This is a genomic window from Rathayibacter tritici, from assembly GCF_001641005.1.
Lineage (GTDB): Bacteria > Actinomycetota > Actinomycetes > Actinomycetales > Microbacteriaceae > Rathayibacter > Rathayibacter tritici.
This window is the reverse complement of the sequence record NZ_CP015515.1, coordinates 2,746,873-2,771,352: the sequence shown is the minus strand read 5'-3', so window position 1 is coordinate 2,771,352 and position 24,480 is coordinate 2,746,873. Positions and strand designations below refer to the sequence as shown.

Below are 24,480 nucleotides of genomic sequence, written 5' to 3'. Positions count from 1 at the left end.
ATGCCACTTGTGCGTGCGACACGCCGTGACGCGTCCACACAAGTGGCATCTCGCGGTGGGGGCTCAGCGCCAGGCGCGGGTGTACTGCGGTGGCACCGGGAGCGGCGCGCCGAGGTCGTGCGCCATCCGCACCGGAGCATTCGGGTCGCGGAGCAGCTCGCGGGCGAGCAGCACGACGTCGGCGTCGCCGTTCGTGATGACGCCCTCTGCCTGCTCCGCCGTGGTGATCAGTCCCACGGCTCCAACGGGCGCACCCGTCGCCTTCCGCAGGTCGCGTGCGAAGGGCACCTGGTAGAGCGGAGCGACCGGGATGCTCGCGTGCACGAGACCGCCGGTGGACACGTCGAAGAGGTCTACGCCCTCGGCGCGCGCCCACTCCGAGACGGTGATCGTCTCGTCCAGCGTCCAGCCGCCCTCGGCCCAGTCGGTCGCCGAGAAGCGCACGAGCAGCACGAGTTCGCCGATCTCGGCCCGGACTGCGCGGACGACGTCGAGCAGCAGGCGCGCCCTGTTCTCGAGCGAGCCGCCGTAAGAGTCATCGCGCCGGTTGGAGAGCGGCGACAAGAATCGGTGCAGCAGGTAGCCGTGCGCGGCGTGCAGCTCGATCACATCGAAGCCGGCATCCGCGGCGCGGCGGGCGGAGGAGCGGAATGCGTCGACAATGTCGGGCAGCTCCGCCGCAGAGAGTTCCCGCGGCTGTGCGTAGCCGTCGAACGCCACGGCCGACGGAGCGAGGCTCAGCCAGCCGCCGTCCTCCAGCGGGACCGAGCCCCGTCCGCTCCACTCGCGGTAGGTCGAGGCCTTCCGTCCGGCGTGGGCGAGCTGCACGCCCGCGAGCGCACCCTGCCCGTGCACGAAGTCGACGATCGGCGCCCAGGCGTCGCGTTGCTCGTCGCTCCACAGACCGGTGTCCCAGGGGCTGATCCGGCCCTCGGGGACGACCGCGGTCGCCTCAGCGATGACGACGCCGACTCCGCCGCGCGCGAGGGAGCCCAGGTGCACGAGGTGCCACGGCGTGGGCACGCCATCCTGCGCCTCCACCGAGTACTGGCACATCGGCGCCGCCCAGAGGCGGTTGCGGGCGGTCCTCGAGCGCAGAGTCAGCGGCTGGAACAGTGCAGTGTCGGTCATGTCTCTCCTGTCGTGCTGCTCCGCGAGATGCCACTTAGGTACGCGACACGCCGGGGGAGGCGTGCGTAAGTGGCATCTCGCGGAGGGGGTCACGTGCTCCAACCGGGCGTAGAGCCCGGCTATGCCCGGGTCAGCGCGGCCAGGTCGACCCGGGCGCGTCCTGCCAGGCGGTGCTCGGCGGAGCGAGCGACTCCAGCTCCTCGAACAGCGTGTCGGGGATCTCGAGCGCGTCGTCGGCCACGAGCGAGTCGTAGTGCTCGGCGGAGGTGGCGCCGACGACCGTCGTCGTCACGCGCGGGTCGCGGGTCGAGAACTGCAGCGCCGCGGCGGCGAGCGGCACACCCGCCCGGTCGCAGGCCGCTCCCATCGCCGCGACGGCGTCGACGATCTCACGGGGCGCGGGCTGGTATGCGTAGGAGGCGACCGGCTCGGGCCAGCGCGCGAGCGCGCCTCCGCCGTAGACCGCCGCGTTGACCACGGTCACGCCGCGGTCGACGGAGGCATCGATGAGTTCCTCGGACGAGCGGTCGACCAGCGTGAAACGGTTGTGCGTGATCACCGCGTCGAACAGCCCGGTGTCGACGTAGTGGCGCAGCATCGGCGCGGGGCCGCCCGAGATGCCGATCGAGAGGGCGACGCCCAGCTCCTTCATCGCCACGAGCGCGCGGACGGGGCCGTCCTCCGCGAAGGCCTCGTCAGAGGAGATGCGCTCCGGGTCGTGCAGGTAGAGCAGGGGGAGGACGTCCATCCCGAGGCGCTCGCGGCTCTCGTCGAGGCTGCGCCGCATCCGCTCGGCCGAGTAGCTGCCGGTGCTGGGATCGCGGTCGAGCTTGGTGACCACGGTGATGCCCTCGGGGACTCCGCCGCGCGCCTCGAGCGCCTCGCCGATCAGGCGCTCGCTGTGGCCGCCCGCGTACTCATTCGAGGTGTCGATCACCGAGACGGGCCGGGAGCCGGGGTCGGAGTCGAGGACGCGCTCGAGGGCCGGCACCCGGTCGAGGTCGGCGACGCGCTCGGGCCGCCACGAGGTGCCGAGGGTGAGCCGGGTGACGGTGGCACCTGACGGGCCGAAGGGTCGGAGGCGAGAGGGCTGCGGAGTCATCCGCCCAGCCTGGCAGCGCCGGAGCCCTCGCCGCATCCTGTCGCGAGGTGAACGGTCGGTGGACGGGAGCGGTCCGCGCGATCGCGACGACGTCCGGCCGCGTCGTCGCGAGCGTCCCGGTCAGACGCCGGCCGAGCGTCGCCCCGCCGGGAGCGCCCCTCGAAGGGTCCGGGCGTCGGGTCGACGTCGGGCAGGCGCGCCGGCGTCCCGGCGTGACGGTGGGCACTCCACAAGACGGTGACCACCTGCTCCGCCTCGGTTCGCACCATCTCCCGCGCGCGTCCTTCGGCGGTGCCAGCGTCCGCGAGAGCGCACGACCGAGCCCAGAATCCGAGGGTAGCTCTCGTCGGGCGAGTGCGGGCCGTCCGGGAAGCCCGGAGCGGCGGAGTCCACGGCGGCGACGCCGTCGGCGAGCAGTGCGTCGCGCCGGTTCGGCCACTCCGCATCGGGGATCGCCCGCTGTCCGACCACGCCCGAGACGTCGGTGAGCGGGTCCGCGCAGGGGAGCAGGGCGGTGGCGATCCGCTGCGGCTACCGCTTCGGTCCCGCGCCGATCGCCCAGACGCGGGGCGGCTGCGCGCCGGTCACTGCGTGGTCCCCCACAATCCGCGCCTTGAACACCCACGGGTTGTGGCTCGCGACCGTGCGGGCGTTGCGCCAGTGCCGGTCGAGGTTCTTCCTCGTGCTCACTCCGGAGGCGCCGAGCGCGTCGAAGATGTCCGAGGTCGCGCGGGTGGCCAGCTGCGTCAGCACGATCTGGGCCTGCGCCGTCTCGAGCTCGGCGCGGTGGTTCTGCCGCTCGTCCTCGGCCGCATCGCCGTCGAGTGCCGCGTCGTGCGCGCGCTGCAGCGCTATCGCCGCGCGCTCGACGATCGCCGCTCCTGCGTAGGCGGCCGCCGAGACCTGCCCCACCACCTGCAGGATCTGCGGGTCCGCGGCGAACGAGTCGGCGTTCCCGTGGGAGAAGATCCGCGTCCGGTTCCGCACCTCTGCCGCGATCTCGCGCTCGGCCCCTGCGATCGAACCGGCCAGCACCGCCAGCAGCACCGCTTGGTAGAACGCGGTCTGGTAGCGGAACCGGGTGTCGAAGTCGATCACGTCCTCCGCCGCGACCACCGCCCGGGTGAAGGTGCTCGTGCCCGAGCCGGTGGTGCGCTGGCCGAAGCCGTCCCAGTCGTCGGCGTGCTCGACTCCGCTCTGGTGCGCGTCGACGATGGCGATCACCTTCTGCCCGGTGTCGGTTCGCTGGGCGAAGGTGTCGATCCAGTCGGCGAAGATGCTCCCCGTGGAGTAGTACTTGGTGCCCGTCACCGTGAAGCGCGTCGGGTCGCCCTCGACGGGTGTGACCTTCGTCAGCACGTCGCCGACCGCGACCGTGCCGATCTCGGTCCAGGCGTTGCCCCCGAGCTGCCCGCCGGCGAAGCGCTGGAGCCAGCGCTCGCGTGTCCCGTCCGTCGCGAGCAGCCGGTCCTCGACGAGCGCGAAGTGGCCGCGGAGCGCCTGCGGGATGTTCGAGTCCGCTGCGGCCAGCTCGGTCAGCAGACGGAACAGCTGCGGGAGACTTGCGCCGGCCCCGCCGGCCTCCACCGGTACGCGCACCGCGCCGAATCCCGCCTCCGCCAGCGCACGGATCTGCGCGACCGGCAGCTCCCGGGCGCTCTCCCGCGCCGCCGCTCCCTCCGCGATCTCGGCGAACAGCGGCCGGAAACGCCCCGCCAGTTCCTCGTAGTCCACGGCGGGCACGGCCCGCACCTCGGTCGCCGTCATCGTCTGCTCCTCACCGCTGCGCCCGTCCGGGCTGCTCGCGCTCGACGGTAAGGGAGCAGCCCTCTCCTCGTGTCGCCCGTGTCGAACGATGACGTCCCGTGTCCCTCCGTGACGCACCGCAGGCACACCGGCTGACACCGACCGCCGGGAATGCCACACGCCGTGCGCTGTTGGCCCTGGGGATGCCCTCCTCCACACCCGTCTCCCCGTCCGACTCCCGCAACGCCCTCGTCGTCGGTGCGACCGGCATCGGCGGCTCCGCCCTCGTCGACCTGCTCAGCGAGCAGGGCTGGCCGGTGACCGCCCTCTCGCGCCGCCCGATCGACGCCCGCCCCGGCGTCACTCCGCTCGCCGCCGACCTGCGCTCAGCCGAGGAGCTCGCTCGCGTGCTCGCCGATCAGCGGCCCACGCACGTCTTCTTCACCGCGTGGTCGCGGCAGGCGACGGAGGAGGAGAACATCGCGGTCAACGGCGGCATGGTCCGCGACCTGCTCGCGGCTCTCACCCATGCTCCGGTTGAGCACGTTGCACTCGTGACCGGCCTCAAGCACTACCTCGGCCCGTTCGAGGCCTACGGTCAGGGCGCCATGCCGGACACTCCGTTCCATGAGGAGGAGGAGCGCCTGGACGCGCCGAACTTCTACTACGCACAGGAGGACGAGCTCTTCGCCGCGGCGGATCGAGCGGGCTTCACCTGGTCGGTGCACCGCTCCCACACGGTCATCGGGCACGCTGTCGGCAACGCGATGAACATGGGCCTCACCCTCGCCGTCGCAGCGTCGATCCACCGCGCCGAGAACACGCCCTTCGTCTTCCCCGGCTCGCTCACGCAGTGGAACGGCCTCACCGATATGACGGACGCGACGATTCTCGCCGAGCAGATGCTCTGGGCGTCGACGTCGGAGGCAGGCCGCGACGAAGCCTTCAACGTGGTCAACGGCGACGTCTTCCGCTGGCGCTGGATGTGGACGCGGATCGCCGAGTACTTCGGGGTCGAGCCGGTCGGTCCCGGCGAGGTAGCGCAACCGCTCGAGCAGCAGATGGTTGATGCTCAGCCGGTCTGGGAGCGCCTCGTAGAAGAGCGTGGCCTGGTCGAGTCGGATCTGGCCCGCGTCGTTTCGTGGTGGCATACCGACGCCGATCTCGGCCGGCAGATCGAGGTCGTCACCGACATAGGCAAGTCGCGCCTGGCGGGCTTCAGCAGCTACCACCGCACCGTCGACTCGTTCACGGCTCTCTTCGACCGCTCTCGCGCAGAGCGGTTGATCCCGTAGCCGCTTCTCTGCCGTCTGTGGAGAGCAGTAGCGCGATTCCCGTGGGGACGCGGGCTTTGCGCGTGCTGGTGAAACGACGAGGGTCGATTGGCGCGCCCGAGTTCGGTCGGTCCCCGGGGCGTCATCGGCTCACGAGTGCGGAGGTCTCAGATCTCAGCCAGGCGTTCTTCGTCGCCGTCGGCACCGCATTCATCTGGGCGATGAAGTCTGCGCCGTAGGGGTCACTGGTGATTCCGCCGATACGAGCTGGGTCGCGGATGATCTGCGGTACGAGGTGAAAATACTGCACTTTCCCGAAGTAGTCGGCGAGGGCGCGGAATGATTGATTGGCGGCGATCTGCTCGAGATGGGTCTGAGTGAGCCGGACGGCGTCGGTCTCGTCTTCGAGTTGAGGCCGCTTAAGCAGCTCCACCCCATTCTTCTCAACGAGTTCCTCATCGACGATGGGACGATTCAGACCTCCTCTTTCTCCCCGGATCGAGAGGCGGTATCGCCATTCGTCCTCCGCATCGCTCAGCCGAAGATCGATGATGAGGCGGCCGCCCTGATTGTTGCGAGCGAATAAACTGCGAACTTTGCTGATGCCGCCGCGGCGTTCGACCGCCGAGGTGAGGCCGCCCCCGGTCGCCGCAATGTCTCCCAGAAAGCGAAATAGATCGAGAAGATTCGACTTGCCTGATGCATAGTGAGCCGACGACAAAAAGCCGGTTGTCGATCGGGAAGTCGAGAGACGTGAAGTTTCGCCAGTTGCTTGCTGTGACGTGCGTTATGCGCATGGTCTACCTCCTCTTCCGCTTCGGTGAGTCACCTTCAGCCCAGGGGGTGCAGCCGATTCGGACGCGGATGACAAGTGGACAAGTACGTCCTGATGTTGGGGAGAGCGGGGAGCATCAGCGGGACTCCGCCCGCGGCACTACCCGCTCGTCACCCGCGCCGCAGGGGAGAGCTGGTGACGCACAAAGTGGAGGGTGAAGCTGCGGCGGTGTCCGCCGGTGACGCGTTCGGCGAGGACACGGATGCCGAGGACGGCGACGACTCGCCACTGCTCGCTCTCCTTCCCGACAACGGCAGAGAAGACGTCGCCCGGACGAACCCTGTCCTCGCTGGTGCCGTGGCCGCTCGTACCGTGGATCATCTCGCCGCTCCTGGAGCTGGCGGACCTCGCGGTCGGCGCTTCGGCTGCGCCGCGCAGCCGCCCGCCGGTCGCGCGAGAGGGGGGCTCGAGCGACCGGCGGCCGGTTCTGCGTGCGGCAGCAGGGCCGAGCCCGCCGAAACGATCCTGTGCCGCAGGAGCAGTGTAGGACGGAGCTCCTGATCGTGGCGCGGAATGTCAACCTCTTGCGAGCGCGCTCTCTGGCTCTTCGTGTGCCGAAAAACGACGGAACCCGCCTCCCTGGCGGGGAAACGGGTCGTGTCGGCAGCAGGCAGCGGGAGTCTGATCGGGTGCGACTCAGGCGCGGAATGTCAGGCGGCGGGTTCGGCGCGACGCAGCGGGACGGCTGCGGCGCTCGTCGGCTCGGGCACGATGCGCAGGCCTGCGCCGCTGTTGGCACGCTCCATCAGAGCCTCGACCCACTCAGGGTTGATGGTGGGTTGGCGGCTGCCCTTGAACTCGAACTGGATCGGGATGGTCGGGTGCATCCACACGCCGCGGCGCCCGGTACCGGCGTGAGGGCTCGGGTCGAGAGTAAGCAGGAAGCGCTCATCGCGGCGGAACTTGTTGATGATCACGATCTGGAGGTGGGCGAGGGCGCGGTCCTCGACCTCGATGGCGGCGGGGGGAGTTCCGTACAGGATGGTGCCCATGATGTTCTCCGATCTGGCGTGCGGGTGGCTGACGTCCGTCACTTTATATCGCTAGACACGCTGTCTACTAGTTGAGCTAGCTATGTTCGATCAAGACTGCGCTTTCTGGCCATCGACGTCCGTAGCTCGATTCTGCGCCGATCGGGCACACCACAGAAAGCCCCTCGGCGGGAATGTCCGGAGAAGAAGGAAAACGAGCCAATGTCAGGCGCGGCGCTGCTCCAGAACACCGTCTGCGTCGTCGCTGATCGGTTCGTCCACGAGTTCCTGCGTGCCGTTGATCGGTGTGCTGTCAGCGGGGCGCTCGACAATATCGCGCATGGTCAGGAGGAAGCGGATGACGGTGCCGGCCTCGCTCGGATTCAAGGTCTCGGCGGCCTCGAGCATGCGGTGGTGCAGGGCGTCGAGGGTCTCGCGGACCTCACGGTGCGACGTGGGCGTCGCGACGATGCGGAGAGCGCGGCGATCGCTCGGGTGGGGTTCGCGCACGACGTGCCCGCTCTTGACCAGCCGGTCGATGAGCACGGTTGTCGAGGCGGAGGAGATGCCGAGGTAAGAGGCGAGGTCCTTGGGGCTGACGTGTACGCCGTTCTGCTGGCGGCGCATTAAGAACTGCACGGCGAGCAGGTCGTTCTCGCCCATGCCCATCGATCCGCGGGTCCTACGGCGCATCGCAGCTTCGGCGGTGTGGAAGGCGCGCATCGCGGCGAGGACCTCCACCGCTCCGGGCTCGGTCGCCTCATCCGAGTACCAGAAGGCCCCGGTTCGTTTCAGCGTGACCTCATCCATGTGGAACAGTCTAGACAGACGTGTAGCAAGAACATCTAGGTAAGCCACGCTCCCTCGGGGTGGTTGTCCGCACCGGTGAACACCTCTACCAATGAACTGCTCGTGAGACGTGCTGGATAGTGAGTGTCGAAGGGAATGACGTGCTTGACGAACTCGCCCGTCTGCAGTCGCTCCCCACGGACAGCATGGATCCGCTGCTCGGGGCCCCTCTGGTCGACCGCTACCTTGTTCTCGAGCGAGTGGGGGAGGGTGGCAGCGCGAGCGTCTACCGCGCCAGCGATCTGCTCCCCCGCGAAGCGGCCGTCTCGGTGCACCGCGACCTCTCCGACACCCCGAACGAACGCGCTCGACGCGAGCGTGAAATCCGCCTGCTGATCGACTCCCGTCACGCCAGCGTGGTCGATGTCCTCGACCAGGGCGAGCTACCCGGTGGCGGCGGCGCGTTCCTCGTCCTCGAATACTTCGACCGCAGCAACCCCGCCGCCGACGGGTTCGGCTCCGGCGACCAGCGCCTGGTCGCCGAGGTCGGCGCTCAGGCCGCCGATGCGCTCGCTCACCTTCACTGACCTGGACCCTCCTGATCGTCGGGATGCTGCTGAAGTACGCGATCAGAGCCGGCGACTGGCCGGTGAGCGTCGCCGGACCGATTCACGGCTTCGCGTTCCTTGCCTACGCAGCCGCGGCGCTCGTGCTCGCGGTGAACCAGCGCTGGACGGCCGGTGCGGCGGCGCTCGCGGTGGCCAGTGCCGTCGTGCCGTCCGCGACGGTCCTGCTCGAGCGCGCCGTCGAGCGCCGCGGGCTGCTGGAGGGGCCGTGGCGCACCTCCGTGAGCGACGACCCGCGCGACCGGCGTGCGACGGGCCGCCTCCTCCGCTGGGCCCTCGGGCGACCGGTGCTCGCGGGTGTGATCGTGCTCGCACTGGTCGCTGTGGTGTTCGCGGCGCTCCTGGTGGTCGGACCGCCCGGGGGCGGGGAGGGCTGAGCCGGGCAGGGGTGCGAGTCTGACCGGGGGTCGGAGTTGGAGGGGGGGCCTCGACCCTCACCTGTAAGTAGGAGGGTGCGGTGTGGAGGACGCGGTGAGTGAGTGGGCGTGCGGGTGGGGTTCGCGGGTGATCAGGCGGTGCGTGTCTCCGCGTCGATGAGGATCTCGGCGGCGCGGCGGGCGTGCAGAGCGGCCTCGGGGGTGCCAGCGATGGCCGCGGTGGTTTGGGCGCCCTCCGCGAGGATCGCGAGCTGCGCGGCGAGTTCCGATCCGCCTCCCGCGTCCTCCGCGAGGCTCGCGAGGAACCGCTGGAACGACTCCTTGTGCTCGCGCGCCATCTCGGCGACCGCCGGGTTCGAGGATCCCAGCTCGCCGAAAGCATTGATGAAGCCGCAGCCCCGGAACGAGTCCTCCGAGAACCAGTCGAAGAGGAAATCGTAGATCGCGAGGAGCTTGCCGCGGGGTCCGCTCGCCGCGGCAACCCTGGCGCTCACGCCGAGCGTCCACTGCTCGTGCCGGCCGTGCAGCACCGCGACGATCACCGACTCCTTACTCGGGAAGACGGAGTAGAGCCGCTTGAGCGAGACCTCCGCGGCGGTGCGCAGCTCGTCCATCCCGACCGACTGGATGCCGCGTTCGTAGTAGAGGCGGTCGGCGGCCGCGAGGATCGCCTCGCGGGGAGGGCGCTCGTCGAGGGTCGGGGACATCCGTCCATGCTATGCGGTGCGGGAACGCGCGTTCTCCGCCCGGAGTGGCGGGCGTGCGATGTGCAGGGGATTGCTGCGGAGTGGCCAATCCTGCCGCCTCGTGCGCTGCCGAAGTGCGCCGGGTCCTGCACATCGCACCTGCGCCTGCTGGGCCGACTCCGGCGACTGCGGTGGGGCAGGTGCGGTTTGCAGGGGATTCGTCAGAGGTGGGCTGTTGCGCCGCCGGATGGGCGCGAGAGCCCGGGGAAGTCCTGCGAATCGTACGGAGCCCTGCGAATCGGACGTGGGCCTGCGAATCGGACGTGGGCCTGCGAATCGTACGGAGGCCTGCAGATTAAACGGGGGCCTGCAGATCGGACGGGGAGGGCCGGGCGGGCGGCGGCTGCTAGCGTCGCGCTCGGGCGCGTCGGCGCCGGGAACGGAGGCGGGGCGCATGGTTGTCGCGATGCAGGCAGAGGGGTTCGACGGGCCGGAGGCGCTGCGCGCCGTCCAGGTCCATCCGGGAGAGCCGGCGCTCGGGCGGGTGCGAATCGCGGTGCGCGCGGCGGGCGTGAATCCGGCTGACGCGAAGCTCCTGCGCGGGATGTTCGGGCGCGGCCGGGTGCCGGTGCGTCCGGGCAGCGAGGTCTCCGGAGTGGTGACCGCCGTCGGCGAGAAGCCGGAGGGTCCGCTCGGTCCGATCCGTGTCGGCGACGAGGTCGTGGCGTTCCGGGTCTCCGGCGGATACGCGGAGGAAATGGTCGCGCCGGCGAGCGCGGTGCTGCCCAAGCCCGGAGGGCTCGACTGGGCGGCGGCGGCTGGCCTGCTGCTGGCGGGGACGACCGCCGAGCATCTCGTCGAGGCGACGCGGGTCTGCTCAGGGGACACTGTTCTCGTGCACGGGGCAGGCGGAGCCGTCGGCACGCTCGCGGTGCAGCTCGCCGTCTCCCGTGGCGCGCGGGTGCTGGGCACGACGAGCGAGCGCGGTGAGGACGTCGTCCGCCGGTTCGGTGCCGAGCCACTCCGCTACGGCGCCGGGTTGGCGGATCGTGTGCGAGCCCTGGCGACCGACGGTTCGACGCGGCGCTCGACACGGCGGGCACGGACGAGGCCCTGGACACCTCCGTGGACGTCGTCGCCGACCGCTCCCGCATCGCGACCATCGCCGGGTTCGAGCACGCCGCTCGTCTCGGCGGGATCCTCCTGCTCGGCGGCGGACCCGGCGCCGACTCCGGGACCGCCCTGCGCGACGCGGCCCGGCCCGGACTGCTGGAGCGGGCCGGACGCGGCGAGCTGCAGGTCGTGCTGGGCCCAGCTTTCCCGTTGCGGGAGGCAGCGGCGGCGCTCGCCCTCGTCGAGTCGGGTCGCGCGCGCGGCAAGGTGGTGCTGCTCCCCTGAACGCGACCCGCTCCCTCGACCTGCCGGCCCGTGGTCCATTCGATATCGCGGGCGTCGCGAACCTCCTCCGCAACCACGCCCTACCCGGAGTGGAGCGGGTCTCCGCTGACGGCCGGCGCCTGGAGCGCCTGCTCACCCTTGACGGTGCTGCGCACGCGGTCGCACTGGAGGTAATGGAGACGGGGCTGCGAGTCACCGCGCACCCGGATGTGCTGGCTGTGGCGGCGTCGGTCGTCCGCGCCTGGTTCGACCTCGACTCCGACGTGCTGGCGATCGGCCGCGAGCTCTCCCGCGATCCGCTGCTCGCGCGCGCGGTCGCGGCCCGGCCGGGGCTGCGGGCGACGCAGTACCCGGAGGCGTTCGAAGCGGCGGTGATGGCGGTGCTCGGCCAGCAGGTGTCGGTCGCCGCCGCCCGCACCTTCGGCGGTCGGACGGCGGCAGTTTTCGGCGTCCCGGGCGAGCGCGGCCTGCTGGCGTTCCCGACTCCTGCCGCTCTGCTCGCTCCGGAGTTCGAGGCGTTGCGCTCGGCGATCGGAATCACCAACGCCCGCGCGCGGACCGTGCGGGCCGTCGCCGAGGCGTTCGCCGCGGGATCGGTGCTCGACCGCGAGGGCGACCTGGCCCAGCAGCGGCGCCTCCTGCTCGCGATCCCGGGTGTCGGGCCGTGGACCGCCGACTATCTCGCGCTGCGATTCCTCGGCGATCCGGACGCGTTCCCCGCGGGCGACCTCGTGCTGCGGAAGGCGCTCGGGCGGGTGAGCGCGGCGGAGGCGGAAGCCGCGTCGCAGGCGTGGCGGCCGCACCGCGCGCACGCGGCGTTCCACCTCTGGGCGAGCACCGGGGCGGTCTGAGGCGACCGGTGTCCGTTGCCGAGGTTCCGGAGCCGCCGACGGCCCGTCCGACCGGCGGAGGGTCTCGCTGGATCTCGGTTGCGGACGGATCAGGTCAGGTACTCGACGTCGTCGTACAGGATCGGCGCGTCCTCGGCGTCCGGATCCTCGACCGCGACGTCCTCGTGCTCGAGGATGACGGCAACGCCCGGGGAGACCAGCACGCAGACCTCGCGTTCGCCCGCGACCGTGAAGCTCACCATGTCGCCGCGGTTGCGCACGGCGTCGACGAGGCGCTTCTCGAGTTCCTCGGTGTCGAGCGAAATGGACAGGAGGAAGCGGCGGCCGTCGATGCTGAGCGTCGTGCGACGCACGGTCGTCTCGGGCTCGGGGGGAGTGTCGCGGCCGCCGCGGCCCGGCGTGACCGCCTTGACCCGCAGCGACGAGGCGTGCATCCGGATGACCGCGTTCACGAGGCCAACTCCGGACGCGCCTCGTGGTGGCGGCGGCCGCCGGCGTCGACAGCCTCCCCGAGAGCGAGATCGGCCGAGCCGGTGAGACGGTGGAAGCCGTAGAGCAGACCGCGGGAGGGCTCGACCGTTTCGAGCGCCTCCGAGAGCTTCCCGAGCGCCGCCACGGTGGCGTCGTCGAGACCCTCCGGGCGCAGGTGCGCGGAGTCGGGGTGGTCGTGTGAGCTGCTCATTCAGGTGAGCCTAGGCCGACCTCACGGCTCTGTGACCCCCTTGCGCCGCCGCCGCGAATGGTTCGTGCCCGCTGCGGAAGCAAACTCAGGTGCACCTCGCGGAGGGCACCGTCCTCGGCCACGGCGGTCAGGAAGGTGCAGGCAGGTTGGCGCCGCCGATCCGTCGGGGAGCCCGGATTCAGCAGTCGCAGACCGGCCGGCGAAACGGAGTCCCAGGGGATGTGGCTGTGGCCGAAGATCAGCACGTCGGCGCCCGGGAAGGCGACGTCGGCGCGGATCTCGCGGCCGGTTGCCGGCCCGGTCTCGTGCACCACACGGAGGTCGAGCCCGGCGACGCGCGCGTGGGCGACCTCGGGCAGGCGGGCGCGTAGCGACTCCGGATCGTTGTTGCCCCAGACGGCCAGGAGGAGCGGCGCTCGCTGCTCCAGTGCGTCGAGGGTCGCCTCGTCGACCCAGTCGCCCGCGTGCACGACCAGGTCGGCTTCGTCGATCGCCTGCCACACCTCGTCGGGGAGAGTCGTCGCCCGTTTCGGCAGGTGGGTGTCGGCGAGCAGGAGGAGGCGGACCGGTCCGCCGAGCGAGGGTGGTGCGCCGTCGGGGCCGGGCAGGAGCAGGGGCATCAGCGGGCGAAGGCGGGCTGGACCATCGGCGTCAGCGGGCAGGGCCGGGCGTCGGCTCCACTCCGCCGTCGGCGCCGGGCTCGGTCGCAGTGCCGGAGCCGCGGAGGCGGGCGTCGAGCGCGTCGAGGTCGGCGGTGAACCAGAGGTGGTCGCCGCGGTTCGACTCGGCGACGAACGCCTGCAGCGCACTCGACTCCGCCACGGGTCCGGTCACGTCGCCGAGGATCACAAGTCGCTTGCCGTACGAGACGAGCTTCTGCACGAACTCGCCCGCGATCCCGGAGCGCAGGTGCAGAAACTCGGCGTCGAGCCGGCCGACGGGGACCACGATCGTCTCGACGTCGCTCCCGTAGGTCTCGCCGATGAGCGCGATGGCGTCCTCCGGAGTCGAGAGCGCGCCCCCATCGTCGTCGACGATCAGGAGGGGGACGCCCTGGCGGGTCTCGGTTCTCATCGGGCCAGCCAATCACGCCGATCCGGAAGGCGCGAGGGGCGGGCGGTGCTTCTCGTCGGCCGCCGCTTGAGAGGATTCCTTCTCGGCTGACCCGCGTGAGCTCCCCGATGTCGATCCGTTCGCTGGTGGGAGCCGCCCGGGTAGCGGTCGGCGCTGACCGGGTTGTCGGCGAGGAGGCGGATGCCGGGGGAGCGGCGCGCGCCAGGCGCCAGCGCTCCGCGTCCGCTCCTCACTCCGCCGTCGCGGCGTCCGGCTTCCTCCAGAACGGGGAGTAGTGGGACCCGTCGAGATCGTCGAACTGGCGCTGGTACAGGAAGGAGTCGTCGCCGGTGTCGCCGATCCGACCGCCCGCGGCGGCGGCGCGCTCACCCTCGCCACCCGCGGGCACGTCGTCACGAGTGCCGCCGAGGGAACCCCGCACCGCACACCCGGCTCAGCGGAACGATCGCAGTCGCAGGCTGTTCAGCACGACGAACACGCTCGAGAACGCCATTGCGGCCCCGGCCACCAGCGGCCCCAGGAGCCCGGACATCGCGAGCGGGATCGCGGCGACGTTGTAGGCGAAGGCCCAGAAGAGGTTGCCGCGGATCACGCCGAGGGTGCGGCTGCTCAGGCGCAGCGCGTCGGGCACGCGGCTCAGGTCGTCGCCGACGAGAGTGATGTCGCTCGCCTCGATCGCGGCGTCCGATCCGGTGCCCATCGCGATCCCCACCTCAGCGGCGGCGAGCGCTGCGGCATCATTCACGCCGTCCCCGACGAACGCGACGTGGCGGCCCTCGGCGCGCAGCCGCTCGATCACGGCCAGCTTCTCCTCCGGCAGCACCTCGGCGATCACCTCGTCGAGGCCCACGGCCGAGGCGACCGCCCGCGCGGCCCGCGGATTGTCGCCGGTGAGCATCAGCACTCGCAGCCCGCGCTCGCGCAGGGCGCGGACGGTGCGGGCGGCCTCGTGTCGCGGCTCGTCGCGGAGTACCGCGAAGCCGCGTAGCTCTCCGTCCCAGCCGACGCCGACGACGGTACCGCCCTCGATGCTGGCCCGCTCGGCGCGTTCGGCGAGGTCTCCCGGAGCGAAGCCCCACTGCTCCTCCAGCCAGCGCAGCCGACCGGCGACCACCAGGCGGCCCTCGACTCGGGCGCGCACGCCGAAGCCGGCGCTCGCGCGGAAACCGGTCGCCTCGGGGACGTCGAGGTGAGCGGCCCCGGCCACGATCGCGGCGGCCAGCGGATGCTCGGACCCGCGCTCGAGCGCGGCGAGCATCCGCAGGCTCTCGTCGTCGCTGGCCGCGACCACCTGGAAGGTGCCGGTGGTGAGCGTGCCGGTCTTGTCGAGCACCACCGTGTCGATCCGGCGGCCGGCCTCGAGCACCTCCGGCCCGCGCAAGAGGATCCCCAGCTGCGAGCCGCGGCCGGTCCCCACGAGAACGGCGGTCGGAGTGGCCAGGCCCAGCGCGCACGGGCACGCGACGACTAGCACCGCCACGGCGGGCGAGACGGCGGCGGCGAGGTCGGCGCCGGCGATCAGCCAGCCGACGAGGGTCGCCAGGGCGAGCACCACGACGACCGGGACGAAGACGGAGGAGACGCGGTCGGCGAGCCGCTGCACGCGCGCCTTGCCGGCCTGGGCGCTGGAGACCAGGCGGCCCATCCGGGCGAGCGTCGTCTCGGAGCCGACCCGGTCGACCAGGACGGTGAGCAGTCCGTGCGCGTTCAGCACTCCGCCGGTCACGGACGAGCCCGGCCCGACCTCCACCGGGACGCTCTCGCCGGTGAGCATGCTCGCATCGACGGCGCTCGAGCCCTCGAGCACGGTGCCGTCGGCGGCCACGGTCTCGCCAGGGCGCACCCGGAGGAGGTCGCCGACCGCGAGCGCAGACGCGGGTACCCGCTCCTCCCGCCCGTCGGCAGTGACGCGCACGGCGTCCTTCGCGCCGAGGCGGAGGAGCGCCCGCAGCGCCGCACCGGCGTCGCGCTTGGACCGCGCCTCCAGGTAGCGCCCGGCCAGCACCAGGACGGGGACGGCGGCGGCGACCTCGAGGTAGATCTCGTCGTGCCCGGAGCGGCTGCCGAGCAGCTCGAACGGCATGCTCATCCCGGGCCGGCCGGCGTCGCCGAGGAACAGTGCCCAGACGGACCAGGCGAACGCCGCGCTCACGCCGAGGCTGATCAGCGTGTCCATCGTGGTCGAGCCGTGTCGCAGCGCCCGCCAGGCATTGAGGTGAAAGGGGAGCGCGCCCCAGACGGCGACCGGTGAGGCGAGCGCGAGGCATAGCCACTGCCAGTTCGCGAACTGGAGCGGCGGGATCATCGAGAGCAGGACCACGGGCACGGCGAGCAGCGCTGAGACGCGCAGACGGGTGCGCAGGGCGCGGCGCTCGGTGTCGTCGCGGGTGGCGTCGTCGTCGGCGGGGGCGGTGTCGATCGGAGCGGAGGGGAGGGTCGCGCTGTACCCCGCGGCCTCGACGGCGGCGATCGCGTCGGCGGGACTCGTACCCTCGGGGAGCGTCAGCGTTGCCCGCTCGAGCGCGAGGTTCACGGTGGCGTGCACGCCGGGCAGAGCGTCGAGCCGTCGCTCCACGCGGGCGACGCAGGAGGCGCAGGTCATGCCTCCGATGGCCAGTTCGAGCGGAGTGCCGGCCGTTTCACCCACCTCAGCTCAGGGGTGCGAGCCGGTAGCCCGCGTCGGCGACGGCGGCGGCGATCTCCTCGCGGCCGAGCGGACGGGAGGAGCTGACGGTGACGGTCGAGACGCCGTCGGGCACGAGTGAGATGTCGACGCCGGAGACGTCGGGATAGGCGGCGAGTTCCTCCGTGACACTGCGGACGCAGTGCTCGCAGGTCATGCCGGCTACTCCGACGCTCTGCACGGAAGCGGCGGGTGTCGTGGTGTGCTCATGGCTCCCGTGGCCACCGCAGGCGCACGCCCCGCCGCCTCCGCAGGCGCAGCCGCCCGTCGAGCCGCTCGCGGTCAGGCCGAGGTCGATCCTGGTGCTCATGAAGTCCTCCTGCATCATGCGACCGGGCGGCTCAAATACCCCCCGGGGGTACCTACATGATAGGCCGATCAGGACTTCGCGGCAAGGCGGGAGAGCGCAGGGGCGAGAATCGTCCGGGCGGGAGGAACCGCCGCACGAGCAGAGGAGGCGAGGCATGGACCCCGCATCGACGCCGCACTGGGGCGTTCCTTCGAGCCGCACGCCGCCGTCCGTCCCTCTCCCCGCGCGCGTCCGGTTCGAGCCGACCGCCCTGCTCGGCTCCATGCTGCGCGTCGGTGCGCTCCCGGCCACCCTCCGCCCCCGGATGCGGCAGGCGGCTCCGGAGCGGCAACGCCGCCTCGTCGCGCTCGCCGACGTCACCGAGGGCTTCGTTGTGCTGCACACCCGCGAGTTCACGCGGGCACTGCGCCGGATCGCTGCTCCGGCCGCGGCGGCCCCGGGCGACGCCGCCTCTGTGCTGGCGGTCGGCCGTGACGGCGTGGAGCTCGCCGCCGAGCGCGCCGACGGACTCCGCATCGCCGAGTGGGAGCGGATTGTCTCGGTCGGAGTGGGGACGTCGCCCGCGGGCGCGCGCCGGGTCCGCGCCGTCGTTCTCGCCGTGCTCGCTCCGGGGAGTGTGCCGGCAGGGTCTGCCGCCGCCCGCGCCGTGGCGGAGGCGATTGCCGCGCGTCGCCGTCCGCGCACGGTCCTGATCCCGTTGGTCGTCGCTTCGCCGGGTCCGCTGGGGTGGCGCGTCGCCGATGATCGCTCTTTCCTCCTCGCGCTCGACCGGCTGCGGCGGGCTCTCGGAGAGCGCGCCTGATGCGGGTGCGCCTGCGCTTCGCCCTCGCCGCTCTCGCCGTGCTGGGCCTTGGCCTCGCGCTGCGTTTCGTGCTGACGGGGCTTCTCGCCGACATCGCGGGGGGAGTGGCGTACGTCGTCCTGGTGGCGCTGCTGGTCGCTGTGCTGCTGCCGCGGATTCCGGGCGTGACGGCGGCGGGGATCGCGCTGGCCTGGTCGATCGCGATGGAGCAGTTGCAGGCCATCGGTGTCGCCTCGCGGCTCGTCGAACTGTGGGCGCCGCTCGCCCTCGTCGTCGGCACCACGTTCTCGTGGCTCGACATCGCCGCCTACGTCCTGGGAGCCGTCGTCGCCGCGGCCGTGCATCTCGCCGTCGCTCCCCGCATGCCCGCTGCGTGAGCCGGGCCGCCCGCCGAGACACCCCTGGATCGCCGGGACACCGCCGTCGCCGCGGTACCTCAGTGACGGAGGCGGTGTCTCATCCCGCGCCTGATTAGGGTGGGCCCATGAACGAGCCGGCACGCCCCGAGACGACGGCCCTGCAGGTCACTGCCCCGCACGACCACCGCCGCGACCGGCGCATCCCCGAGCCTGTCGACCGCTTCTCGACCGGAGAGGAGTACCCCGAGTACCGCGTCGACCTCGAGCGGATCCGCTTCTCGCCCTACTTCGCCCGCCTCTCCGCGGTCACCCAGGTCATCTCGCCCTCGGGCGTCGGTCAGGTGGTGCACAATCGGCTCACCCACTCCATCAAGGTGACCGCCGTTGCGCGCGCCATCGCGATGCAGCTGACCACCACCGACCCCGCACAGCGTGAGCTCGTCGATCGGCTCGGTGGCTGCGACCCCGTTGTCGTGCAGGCCGCCGCGAGCGCGCACGACCTCGGCCACCCTCCCTTCGGCCACCTCGGCGAGCAGGCGCTCGACCGCCTCGCCCGCGACCGGCTAGGACTCGCGGAGGGCTTCGAGGGCAACGCGCAGTCGTTCCGGATCCTCTCGGAGCTCGATGTCTGCGAGACGGTGGAGGTGGGCCTGAACCTGACGGCGGCCTCGCGCGCCGCTGTGCTCAAGTACCCGTGGGGGCGGACGGTGCACCGGCCCGACATCGACTCCGCCGACCCGACCGAGCTGCCCCGCGGCTCGACCGCGAGCCGCTGGGAAACCGCGCCGCCCAAATTCTCGGCCTACACGCTCGACCTCGACGATCTCCTCGACGCGCGCTCCGGCTTCGCCGCGATCGCCCCCTGGCAGCAGACCCTCGAGTGCTCGGTGATGGATGTCGCCGACGACATCGCCTACTCGCTGCACGACCTGGACGACTTCTACCGCGCGGGCGTGCTCCAGCAGGCGGCGGTCGCGGTCGAGTTCCGTGCGTTCCTCCGTGAGCAGAACGCGCTCGCCGCCCTCGACGCGGAGGAGCTGTGGGCGCGGGCACCCGGCCATTCGCTCGAGATGCTGCGCCGAAGGCTGGTAGCCCGCGACCCGTGGATCGCGAGCGACGAGCACTTTCGCGCCTCGGTCGAGCGGGTGTCGGCCGAGCTGGTGGAGGGGCTGCTCGCGCTCCCGTTCGACGGGTCGACCCGCACCGAACGCGCGATCGAGGCGTTCGTCTCCTCCTGGATCGGTCGGCTGCAGCGCTCAGTGCTGGTGCTCGCCGAGCCGAACGTCCGCTCGGGCCACCTCTCGCTGCTCCCGGACGCCTGGCACGACGTGGCGGTGCTGAAGTTCGTGCACACCCGCTTCGTGATCGACCGGCCCGACTTCGCCACCTATCAGCGCGGCCAGTCGCAGGTGCTCGAGACGCTGGTGACGCACCTCGACGCATGGCTGGCGGATCCGCGCGACGGTTCGCGGGCGCCGCAGAAGCTGCTCGACCTGATCGAGCTCGCGACCGACGGCTACTTCCGCCTGCGCGCCGACCACCCGGACTGGCTGCCCGTGGACGAGCGGGGACGACCGACCTCGGACCCGGCGGTGCTGCAGCGGCTCGGCCGGGGCCGCGGAGTCGTCGACTACGTCGCCACGCTCACCGACGAACAGGCGATGGCGCTCGCGGCCCGCCTGCGCGGCGATCGGGAGCCGTGGGCGATGGGGACCTGACGACCCACCTCCGGCTCGCAGGAATCGGTTCGGCTCGCGGGAATCGCGCATAACGGCGAGCCGAACGCTATTTCGCGAGCCCGATAGTCGCACGGCGCCGCTCAGAGGGGTGGTTGACACCGTGCCCGCCGTATGGCCCGCCGGCTTGTCGCCCGTCATTGCAGACATGCAGGCACTTCGAAGCCCCCGAGGACACATTCTGTGTCCGCCCCGCCGGCATTCAGGAAGTGCTGTCTCAACGACAGCGTAAAATCACGGAGGCACATGCCAGGATCGATAACTCGATAGGGAGTTCCGTTGGACGGAAACGCAACGACCACGCACCGCAACGTCGCATTGCTCTCCGTCGCGACCACGCTGGCTCCGCGCGTGACCACCTCGGCCGAGATCGAGGCGCGGCTCGCTCCGGCGCTCAAGCGCCTCCGGCTCCCCACCGGCCTCCTCCAGCGGGTCGCCGGCGTGCACGAGCGCCGCAATTGGGGCGCCGAGCAGGGCTTCGACGGAGCTGCGATCGACGCCGGCAAGCGGGCTCTCGCTGAGGCCGGAGTGCGCGCCGACCAGATCGGCCTGATCATCAACACGTCGGTGACGCGCAAGCACCTCGAGCCCTCGGTCGCCGTCCGCCTGCACCACGGGCTGGGTCTGCCCTCCTCGGCCATCAACTTCGACATCGCGAATGCGTGCCTGGGCTTCGTCAACGGTATGACCCTCGCCGCGCAGCTGATCGACTCCGGCCAGATCCGCTACGCACTCATCATCGATGGCGAGGACGCCGACGAGATCCAGGTCAACACCATTGAGCGCCTCAGCCGTGAAGGAGTGAAGCGCAAGGACTTCATGAGCGAGTTCGCGAGCCTGACCCTCGGCTCCGGCGCCGCGGCGGCCGTCCTCGGCCCGGCCGACGAGCACCCCAAGGGCCACCGCATCCTCGGCGGCATCACGCGCGCGGCGACCCAGTTCAACGAGCTGTGCATCGGTAGCGTCGACGGCATGTTCACCGACGCAAAGGCGCTGCTCAAGGGCGGGATGGAGCTCGTGCTCTCGGCATGGAAGGAGGCCACCCGCGACTGGAACTGGACCGGGATGGACCGCTACATCACGCACCAGGTGTCGGATGTGCACACCGCCGCGCTGGTAAAGGCCGTCGGCATCGACCGCAGCCGCGTCCCCACGACCTACCCGACCCTCGGCAACGTGGGCCCGGCGTCGATCCCGATCACCCTCGCCCAGGAGGCCGAGACCCTGCAGCCCGGCAACCGGGTTCTGCTCATCGGAGTGGGCTCGGGCATCAACACCGCGATGCTCGAGATCGCCTGGTGACCGGCGCCCACCCGGCCGAGCGGATCCGCGGAGCGCTCGGCGCCACGGCCGCGGCGCAGCTGCCTCCGACCGGGCTCGACGGGCTCGATCCGGCGTGGTCGCGTCTCGTCGATGCTCCGGATGCGCAGGGCGTCTCCCGTCGCTGGCACCTGCTGGACACGGGTGACGCCCTCGGCGTGGAGCCGGTCGGCACGATCCTCTGCGTGCACGGCAATCCCACCTGGTCGTATCTCTGGCGTCGGCTCGCGGCCGCCACTCTCGAGGCAGCCCGCGGCGGTGGGCCCGCCTGGCGGGTGGTCGCGGTCGATCAGCTCGAGATGGGCTTCTCCGAGCGCACCGGTGCACTGCATCCGCTCGCCGACCGCGTGCGCGAGCTCTCGAACCTCACCGACGTGCTCGGGCTGGACGACGTGGTCACGCTCGGCCACGACTGGGGCGGAGTCGTCTCGCTGGGCTGGGCGGTCGACCACCCGGAGCTGCTGCGCGCCACGATGCTCCTGAACACCGCCGTCCACCAGAGCGCCGACGCGCCGATCCCGGCTCCGCTGCGGCTCGCGCTCGCCTCGGGCGTGCTCGGCGCGTCCACGGTCGGCACGCCGGCCTTCCTCGAGACGACTCTCGCGCTGGGTCACCCGGCGCTGCTCTCCGCTGTGAAGGAGGGATACCGCGCGCCCTACCGGTCTGCGTCGCGCCGCGGGGGAGTGGGTGGCTTCGTCGCCGACATCCCCGTCGACTCCGCGCACCCGAGTGACCCCGAGCTGCAGCGCATCGCCGAGGGCGTCCGCGCCCTGACCGCCCCCGCCCTGATGCTGTGGGGTCCGCTCGATCCGATCTTCTCGGACCGCTACCTCGACGACCTCGTCGACCGCCTCCCGCACGCACAGGTCCACCGCTTCGAGGGCGCGGGTCATCTGCTGGCCGAGGACGTCGACTACGCGTCCGCCGTCCTCACCTGGCTGGGCGACCTCGCCGACGGCGACGAGCCCTTCGGCGGCAACCCGGCCCCCGACGTCCGCCGCCCGAGTGCGCCGGTCGAGTCGCTGTGGGCGCACCTGGATCGGAACGCCGAGGACGACTCCCTCGCCCTGGTCGAGATGGCGCCGCCCGGGGGCGGTGGGCCCCGCTCGGTCTCGTGGCGCCTGCTCTCGCGGCGGGTCCGCGAGCTGGCCGCCGGGCTCCGCGCCTCGGGCGTCGCTCCGGGCGACCGCGTCTCGCTCCTCGTGCCGCCCGGCGCCGATCTGACGGCGCTGCTCTACGCGTGCCTGCGCATCGGAGCCGTCGTGGTCGTTGCCGACGCGGGTCTGGGCCTGCGCGGCCTCACCCGGGCGGTCCGCGGCGCCTGGCCGGATCTGGTGGTCGGCGCCCTGCCCGGGCTCACAGTCGCGCGCGCGCTGCGCTGGCCGGGCGGGCGGGTCTCGACGCAGACGCTGCCGCGCGCCTCCGCCGCCGCTCTCGGCGTCGACACCTCGCTCGGGCAGCTGATCGAGCTTGGTCGCGCCGAGCTGGCCGCGGACCCGGCCGCGCTGGGCGAGGCTCCCGCCGCCGACGCCGTGGCCGCGATCCTGTTCACCTCCGGCTCGACCGGACCCGCCAAGGGCGTCGTCTACACGCACCGCCAGCTGGCGGGCGTCCGCGACGCGCTCGCCCGCCAGTACGGCATCGGACCGGGCACCGGGCTCGTCGCCGGCTTCGCCCCGTTCGCCCTGCTCGGCCCCGCGCTGGGCACGCGATCCGCGACGCCGGACATGGACGTCACCGCGCCCCGCACGCTCACCGCGACCGCCGTCGCCGCGGCCGCCGCCCGGGTCGACGCGACCGTGCTCTTCCTCTCTCCCGCAGCCCTGACGAACGTCGTGGCGACCGCCGAAGCCTTGGGCGCCGACGACCACCGCGCCCTCGCCGGTGTCCGCACCTTCCTGTCGGCCGGAGCTCCCGTCTCGGCGGGACTGCTCGGCGAGGCGCAGGCGCTGATGCCGAACGCCTCCGCCCGCACCCCCTACGGCATGACCGAGGCGCTGCTGCTCACCGACGCAGCGCTCGAGGGCATCCGGGAGGCGGCGTCCGACGACGATCCGCGCGGCGGCGTCTGCGTCGGGGTGCCCGCCGCGGGCGTACGACTGCGGATCGCCCCGCTGGACGCGGACGGTCGGGCCGCCGACGAGCCGGTGGAGATCGTGGGCGTCACCGGCGAGATCGTCGTCTCTGCGGGGCACGTCGAGGACCACTACGAGCGGCTCTGGCTGACCGATCGGGCCGCGCGCATCGGCGCTGTCGCCGGCGAGCGCTGGCACCGCACCGGCGATGTCGGGCGGATCGACTCCGCAGGCCGGCTCTGGGTCGAGGGGCGGATGCCGCACGTCGTGGTCACGCCGGAGGGAGTGGTCACGCCGGTGGGTCCGGAGCAGCGGATCGAGTCGCGGGTGTGTTCTGTCGCGCGCGCCGCGGTCGTGGGTGCCGGGCCACGCGGAGTGGCGCAGTTGGTCGCCGTGGTCGAGCTGCGCTCGGGCGCTCGACGGGTGGCGCTGGCCGAGGAGGCGCTCGCGGCCGAGGTCCGCTCGGCTGTGGGCCGGCGGGTCGCCGCGGTGCTCGTCGTTCCGGCGCTGCCCACCGACATCCGCCACAACTCGAAGATCGACCGGGCCGCGCTCTCGCGCTGGGCCGAGGGCGTGCTGGCGGGCGGCCGGATGGTGGCGCCGTGAGGGTCCTGGTCACCGGCGCGAGCGGGCTGCTCGGAGGCGCGGTGGCCGCGGGCCTCGTCGCCCAGGGCCACGACGTGCGGACCTTCCAGCGCAGGCCTTCCGGGGTGGCGGGCGTCGAGGAGTCACGGGGCTCGCTGACCGATCCGCGCGCGGTGGAGCAGGCGGTCGCCGATTGCGAGGGAGTCGTCCACCTCGCCGCGAAGGTCTCGCTCGCGGGCGACCCGGGCGACTTCGATCGCGTGAACGTCGACGGGACCCGCCGCCTGCTCGCCGCCGCCGCCCGCGCCGGAGCGACTCGCTTCGTCCAGATCTCGTCGCCCTCCGTCGCCCACGCCGGCTCCTCGATCACCGGCGAGGACGCCGAGCCCGCCGATCCGGAGCGGGCCCGCGGCGATTACGCGCGCACCAAGGCCCGCGCCGAGCTGCTGGCCCTCGCGGCCGACGCGCCGGGTTTCTCGGTGGTGGCCGTGCGCCCGCATCTGGTCTGGGGGCCGGGCGACACCCAGCTCGTGGCCCGCATCGTCGAGCGGGCCCGCGCCGGCCGGCTGCCGTTGCTCGGCCACGGGCAGGCGCTGATCGACTCGACGTACATCGACAACGCCGCCTCGGCGATCGTCGCCGCTCTCGGGCGCGCGGAGGAGGTGCACGGCCGCTCCTACGTCGTCACTAATGGTGAGCCCCGGCCTGTCGCCGAACTGCTGGCCGGGATCTGTCGTGCCTCGGGAGTCGAACCGCCGCGGTGGTCGGTCCCCGCGGGCGTCGCGCGGGCTGCCGGCTCGCTCGTCGAGCGCGTGTGGGCCGTGCGACCCGGCGCCGATGAGCCGCCGATGACGCGCTTTCTGGCCGAGCAGCTCTCGACCGCGCACTGGTTCGACCAGCGCCGCACGCGCGCCGACCTGGGCTGGAGCCCGTCGGTGAGCCTGGACGAGGGCCTGGCCCGTCTCGCTGCCTCGTACCGCCCCGGAGACCGACGCACAACGTCAGCTGAGAAGGACTGTCGCGCACGATGACGCGCGACAGGTGCTCTCAGCTGACGTTGCGGGGCGT

General features: G+C 72.1%; 25 protein-coding genes and 2 pseudogenes. 12 read left to right on the top strand and 15 right to left on the bottom strand.

Going from position 1 to position 24,480, the window contains the following annotated elements; translation table 11 throughout:
- Positions 1 to 63 precede the first annotated feature (63 nt).
- The 3 genes from A6122_RS12590 to A6122_RS12575 form a co-directional block, all read right to left on the bottom strand.
- Positions 64 to 1,131, bottom strand: coding sequence for an NADH:flavin oxidoreductase/NADH oxidase (locus A6122_RS12590; RefSeq protein ID WP_068255524.1), 1,068 nt, complete (start codon positions 1,129 to 1,131; stop codon positions 64 to 66).
- Between the two features lie 130 nt (positions 1,132 to 1,261).
- Positions 1,262 to 2,233 carry an aldo/keto reductase gene (locus A6122_RS12585; protein ID WP_068255522.1) on the bottom strand — a complete coding sequence of 324 codons (972 nt, stop codon included), beginning with the start codon at positions 2,231 to 2,233 and terminating at the stop codon, positions 1,262 to 1,264.
- A gap of 531 nt (positions 2,234 to 2,764) precedes the next feature.
- Positions 2,765 to 4,000, bottom strand: coding sequence for an acyl-CoA dehydrogenase family protein (locus A6122_RS12575; protein ID WP_068255516.1), 1,236 nt, complete (start codon positions 3,998 to 4,000; stop codon positions 2,765 to 2,767).
- 182 nt (positions 4,001 to 4,182) lie between these two features.
- On the opposite strand from A6122_RS12575, the gene A6122_RS12570 reads away from it, so the two are divergent.
- A complete protein-coding gene (locus A6122_RS12570) occupies positions 4,183 to 5,274 on the top strand; it encodes an SDR family oxidoreductase (protein WP_068255513.1) in 1,092 nt (363 codons plus the stop codon).
- 121 nt (positions 5,275 to 5,395) lie between these two features.
- Here the strand turns inward: A6122_RS12570 and A6122_RS16050 are convergent, their stop codons facing one another.
- The 4 genes from A6122_RS16050 to A6122_RS12550 all read right to left on the bottom strand — a co-directional run bounded on the left by A6122_RS16050 (position 5,396) and on the right by A6122_RS12550 (position 7,869).
- Positions 5,396 to 5,974 carry an AAA family ATPase gene (locus A6122_RS16050; protein WP_208855025.1) on the bottom strand — a complete coding sequence of 193 codons (579 nt, stop codon included), beginning with the start codon at positions 5,972 to 5,974 and terminating at the stop codon, positions 5,396 to 5,398.
- Between the two features lie 213 nt (positions 5,975 to 6,187).
- On the bottom strand, positions 6,188 to 6,409 hold the full coding sequence (locus A6122_RS12560; RefSeq protein WP_068255507.1) for a hypothetical protein: 222 nt from the start codon (positions 6,407 to 6,409) through the stop codon (positions 6,188 to 6,190).
- A gap of 329 nt (positions 6,410 to 6,738) precedes the next feature.
- Positions 6,739 to 7,080, bottom strand: a complete 342-nt coding sequence (locus tag A6122_RS12555) for a DUF7882 family protein (protein WP_068255504.1) — start codon at positions 7,078 to 7,080, stop codon at positions 6,739 to 6,741.
- Between the two features lie 204 nt (positions 7,081 to 7,284).
- Complete coding sequence (locus A6122_RS12550; protein WP_068255501.1) at positions 7,285 to 7,869, bottom strand: MarR family winged helix-turn-helix transcriptional regulator; 585 nt, start codon at positions 7,867 to 7,869, stop codon at positions 7,285 to 7,287.
- 140 nt (positions 7,870 to 8,009) lie between these two features.
- Here A6122_RS12550 and A6122_RS12545 point away from each other — a divergent pair, with 140 nt between their 5' ends.
- Positions 8,010 to 8,435, top strand: a complete 426-nt coding sequence (locus A6122_RS12545; RefSeq protein ID WP_068255499.1) for a phosphotransferase — start codon at positions 8,010 to 8,012, stop codon at positions 8,433 to 8,435.
- 23 nt (positions 8,436 to 8,458) lie between these two features.
- Positions 8,459 to 8,851, top strand: coding sequence for a DUF3817 domain-containing protein (locus A6122_RS12540; protein WP_237358187.1), 393 nt, complete (start codon positions 8,459 to 8,461; stop codon positions 8,849 to 8,851).
- Positions 8,852 to 8,982: 131 nt separating this feature from the next.
- On the opposite strand, the gene A6122_RS12535 is transcribed toward A6122_RS12540, so the two are convergent.
- Positions 8,983 to 9,558 (bottom strand): TetR/AcrR family transcriptional regulator, encoded by a 576-nt coding sequence (locus tag A6122_RS12535; protein ID WP_068255493.1) that lies wholly within the window; start codon positions 9,556 to 9,558, stop codon positions 8,983 to 8,985.
- A gap of 58 nt (positions 9,559 to 9,616) precedes the next feature.
- Between A6122_RS12535 and A6122_RS17595 the strand changes: the two are divergent.
- The 3 genes and pseudogenes from A6122_RS17595 to A6122_RS12525 all read left to right on the top strand — a co-directional run.
- Positions 9,617 to 10,270, top strand: a pseudogene (locus A6122_RS17595) (alcohol dehydrogenase catalytic domain-containing protein); the annotation flags it as partial.
- Between the two features lie 380 nt (positions 10,271 to 10,650).
- Positions 10,651 to 10,935, top strand: a complete 285-nt coding sequence (locus A6122_RS17380; protein ID WP_237358284.1) for a zinc-binding dehydrogenase — start codon at positions 10,651 to 10,653, stop codon at positions 10,933 to 10,935.
- Positions 10,932 to 11,786 carry a DNA-3-methyladenine glycosylase family protein gene (locus A6122_RS12525; RefSeq protein ID WP_068255490.1) on the top strand — a complete coding sequence of 285 codons (855 nt, stop codon included), beginning with the start codon at positions 10,932 to 10,934 and terminating at the stop codon, positions 11,784 to 11,786. The genes A6122_RS17380 and A6122_RS12525 overlap by 4 nt, the downstream gene beginning before the upstream one ends.
- An 89-nt stretch (positions 11,787 to 11,875) precedes the next feature.
- Here the strand turns inward: A6122_RS12525 and A6122_RS12520 are convergent, their stop codons facing one another.
- The 7 genes and pseudogenes from A6122_RS12520 to A6122_RS16040 all read right to left on the bottom strand — a co-directional run bounded on the left by A6122_RS12520 (position 11,876) and on the right by A6122_RS16040 (position 16,535).
- The gene (locus A6122_RS12520) at positions 11,876 to 12,238 is read right to left on the bottom strand and encodes a hypothetical protein (RefSeq protein WP_068255487.1); all 363 of its coding nucleotides are present in this window, start codon (positions 12,236 to 12,238) and stop codon (positions 11,876 to 11,878) included.
- Positions 12,235 to 12,468: a hypothetical protein gene (locus A6122_RS12515; RefSeq protein WP_237358186.1), complete on the bottom strand. Its 234-nt coding sequence runs from the start codon at positions 12,466 to 12,468 to the stop codon at positions 12,235 to 12,237. Before A6122_RS12515 ends, A6122_RS12520 begins: the two co-directional genes overlap by 4 nt.
- Complete coding sequence (locus A6122_RS12510; RefSeq protein ID WP_068255485.1) at positions 12,465 to 13,088, bottom strand: metallophosphoesterase family protein; 624 nt, start codon at positions 13,086 to 13,088, stop codon at positions 12,465 to 12,467. The genes A6122_RS12515 and A6122_RS12510 overlap by 4 nt, the downstream gene beginning before the upstream one ends.
- Positions 13,089 to 13,119: 31 nt before the next feature.
- Complete coding sequence (locus A6122_RS12505) at positions 13,120 to 13,542, bottom strand: DUF4180 domain-containing protein (RefSeq protein WP_068255482.1); 423 nt, start codon at positions 13,540 to 13,542, stop codon at positions 13,120 to 13,122.
- Between the two features lie 229 nt (positions 13,543 to 13,771).
- Positions 13,772 to 13,909, bottom strand: a pseudogene (locus A6122_RS12500) (VOC family protein); the annotation flags it as partial.
- Positions 13,910 to 13,975: 66 nt separating this feature from the next.
- Positions 13,976 to 16,189: a heavy metal translocating P-type ATPase gene (locus A6122_RS12495; RefSeq protein ID WP_068255476.1), complete on the bottom strand. Its 2,214-nt coding sequence runs from the start codon at positions 16,187 to 16,189 to the stop codon at positions 13,976 to 13,978.
- Between the two features lies 1 nt (position 16,190).
- A complete protein-coding gene (locus A6122_RS16040; RefSeq protein WP_104258386.1) occupies positions 16,191 to 16,535 on the bottom strand; it encodes a heavy-metal-associated domain-containing protein in 345 nt (114 codons plus the stop codon).
- A 154-nt stretch (positions 16,536 to 16,689) separates the two neighbouring features.
- Between A6122_RS16040 and A6122_RS12485 the strand changes: the two genes are divergently transcribed.
- From A6122_RS12485 to A6122_RS12460, 6 genes are all read left to right on the top strand, one after another.
- Positions 16,690 to 17,337, top strand: coding sequence for a hypothetical protein (locus A6122_RS12485; protein ID WP_068255475.1), 648 nt, complete (start codon positions 16,690 to 16,692; stop codon positions 17,335 to 17,337).
- Positions 17,337 to 17,714 (top strand): DUF2809 domain-containing protein, encoded by a 378-nt coding sequence (locus tag A6122_RS12480; protein WP_084416040.1) that lies wholly within the window; start codon positions 17,337 to 17,339, stop codon positions 17,712 to 17,714. The genes A6122_RS12485 and A6122_RS12480 overlap by 1 nt, the downstream gene beginning before the upstream one ends.
- Positions 17,715 to 17,821: 107 nt before the next feature.
- Complete coding sequence (locus A6122_RS12475) at positions 17,822 to 19,414, top strand: deoxyguanosinetriphosphate triphosphohydrolase family protein (protein ID WP_068255472.1); 1,593 nt, start codon at positions 17,822 to 17,824, stop codon at positions 19,412 to 19,414.
- A gap of 297 nt (positions 19,415 to 19,711) precedes the next feature.
- On the top strand, positions 19,712 to 20,734 hold the full coding sequence (locus tag A6122_RS12470; RefSeq protein ID WP_068255469.1) for a 3-oxoacyl-ACP synthase III: 1,023 nt from the start codon (positions 19,712 to 19,714) through the stop codon (positions 20,732 to 20,734).
- The gene (locus A6122_RS12465) at positions 20,731 to 23,433 is read left to right on the top strand and encodes an alpha/beta fold hydrolase (RefSeq protein WP_237358185.1); all 2,703 of its coding nucleotides are present in this window, start codon (positions 20,731 to 20,733) and stop codon (positions 23,431 to 23,433) included. The genes A6122_RS12470 and A6122_RS12465 overlap by 4 nt, the downstream gene beginning before the upstream one ends.
- The gene (locus tag A6122_RS12460) at positions 23,430 to 24,443 is read left to right on the top strand and encodes an NAD-dependent epimerase/dehydratase family protein (protein ID WP_068255465.1); all 1,014 of its coding nucleotides are present in this window, start codon (positions 23,430 to 23,432) and stop codon (positions 24,441 to 24,443) included. The genes A6122_RS12465 and A6122_RS12460 overlap by 4 nt, the downstream gene beginning before the upstream one ends.
- The last annotated feature ends 37 nt before the right edge of the window (positions 24,444 to 24,480 follow it).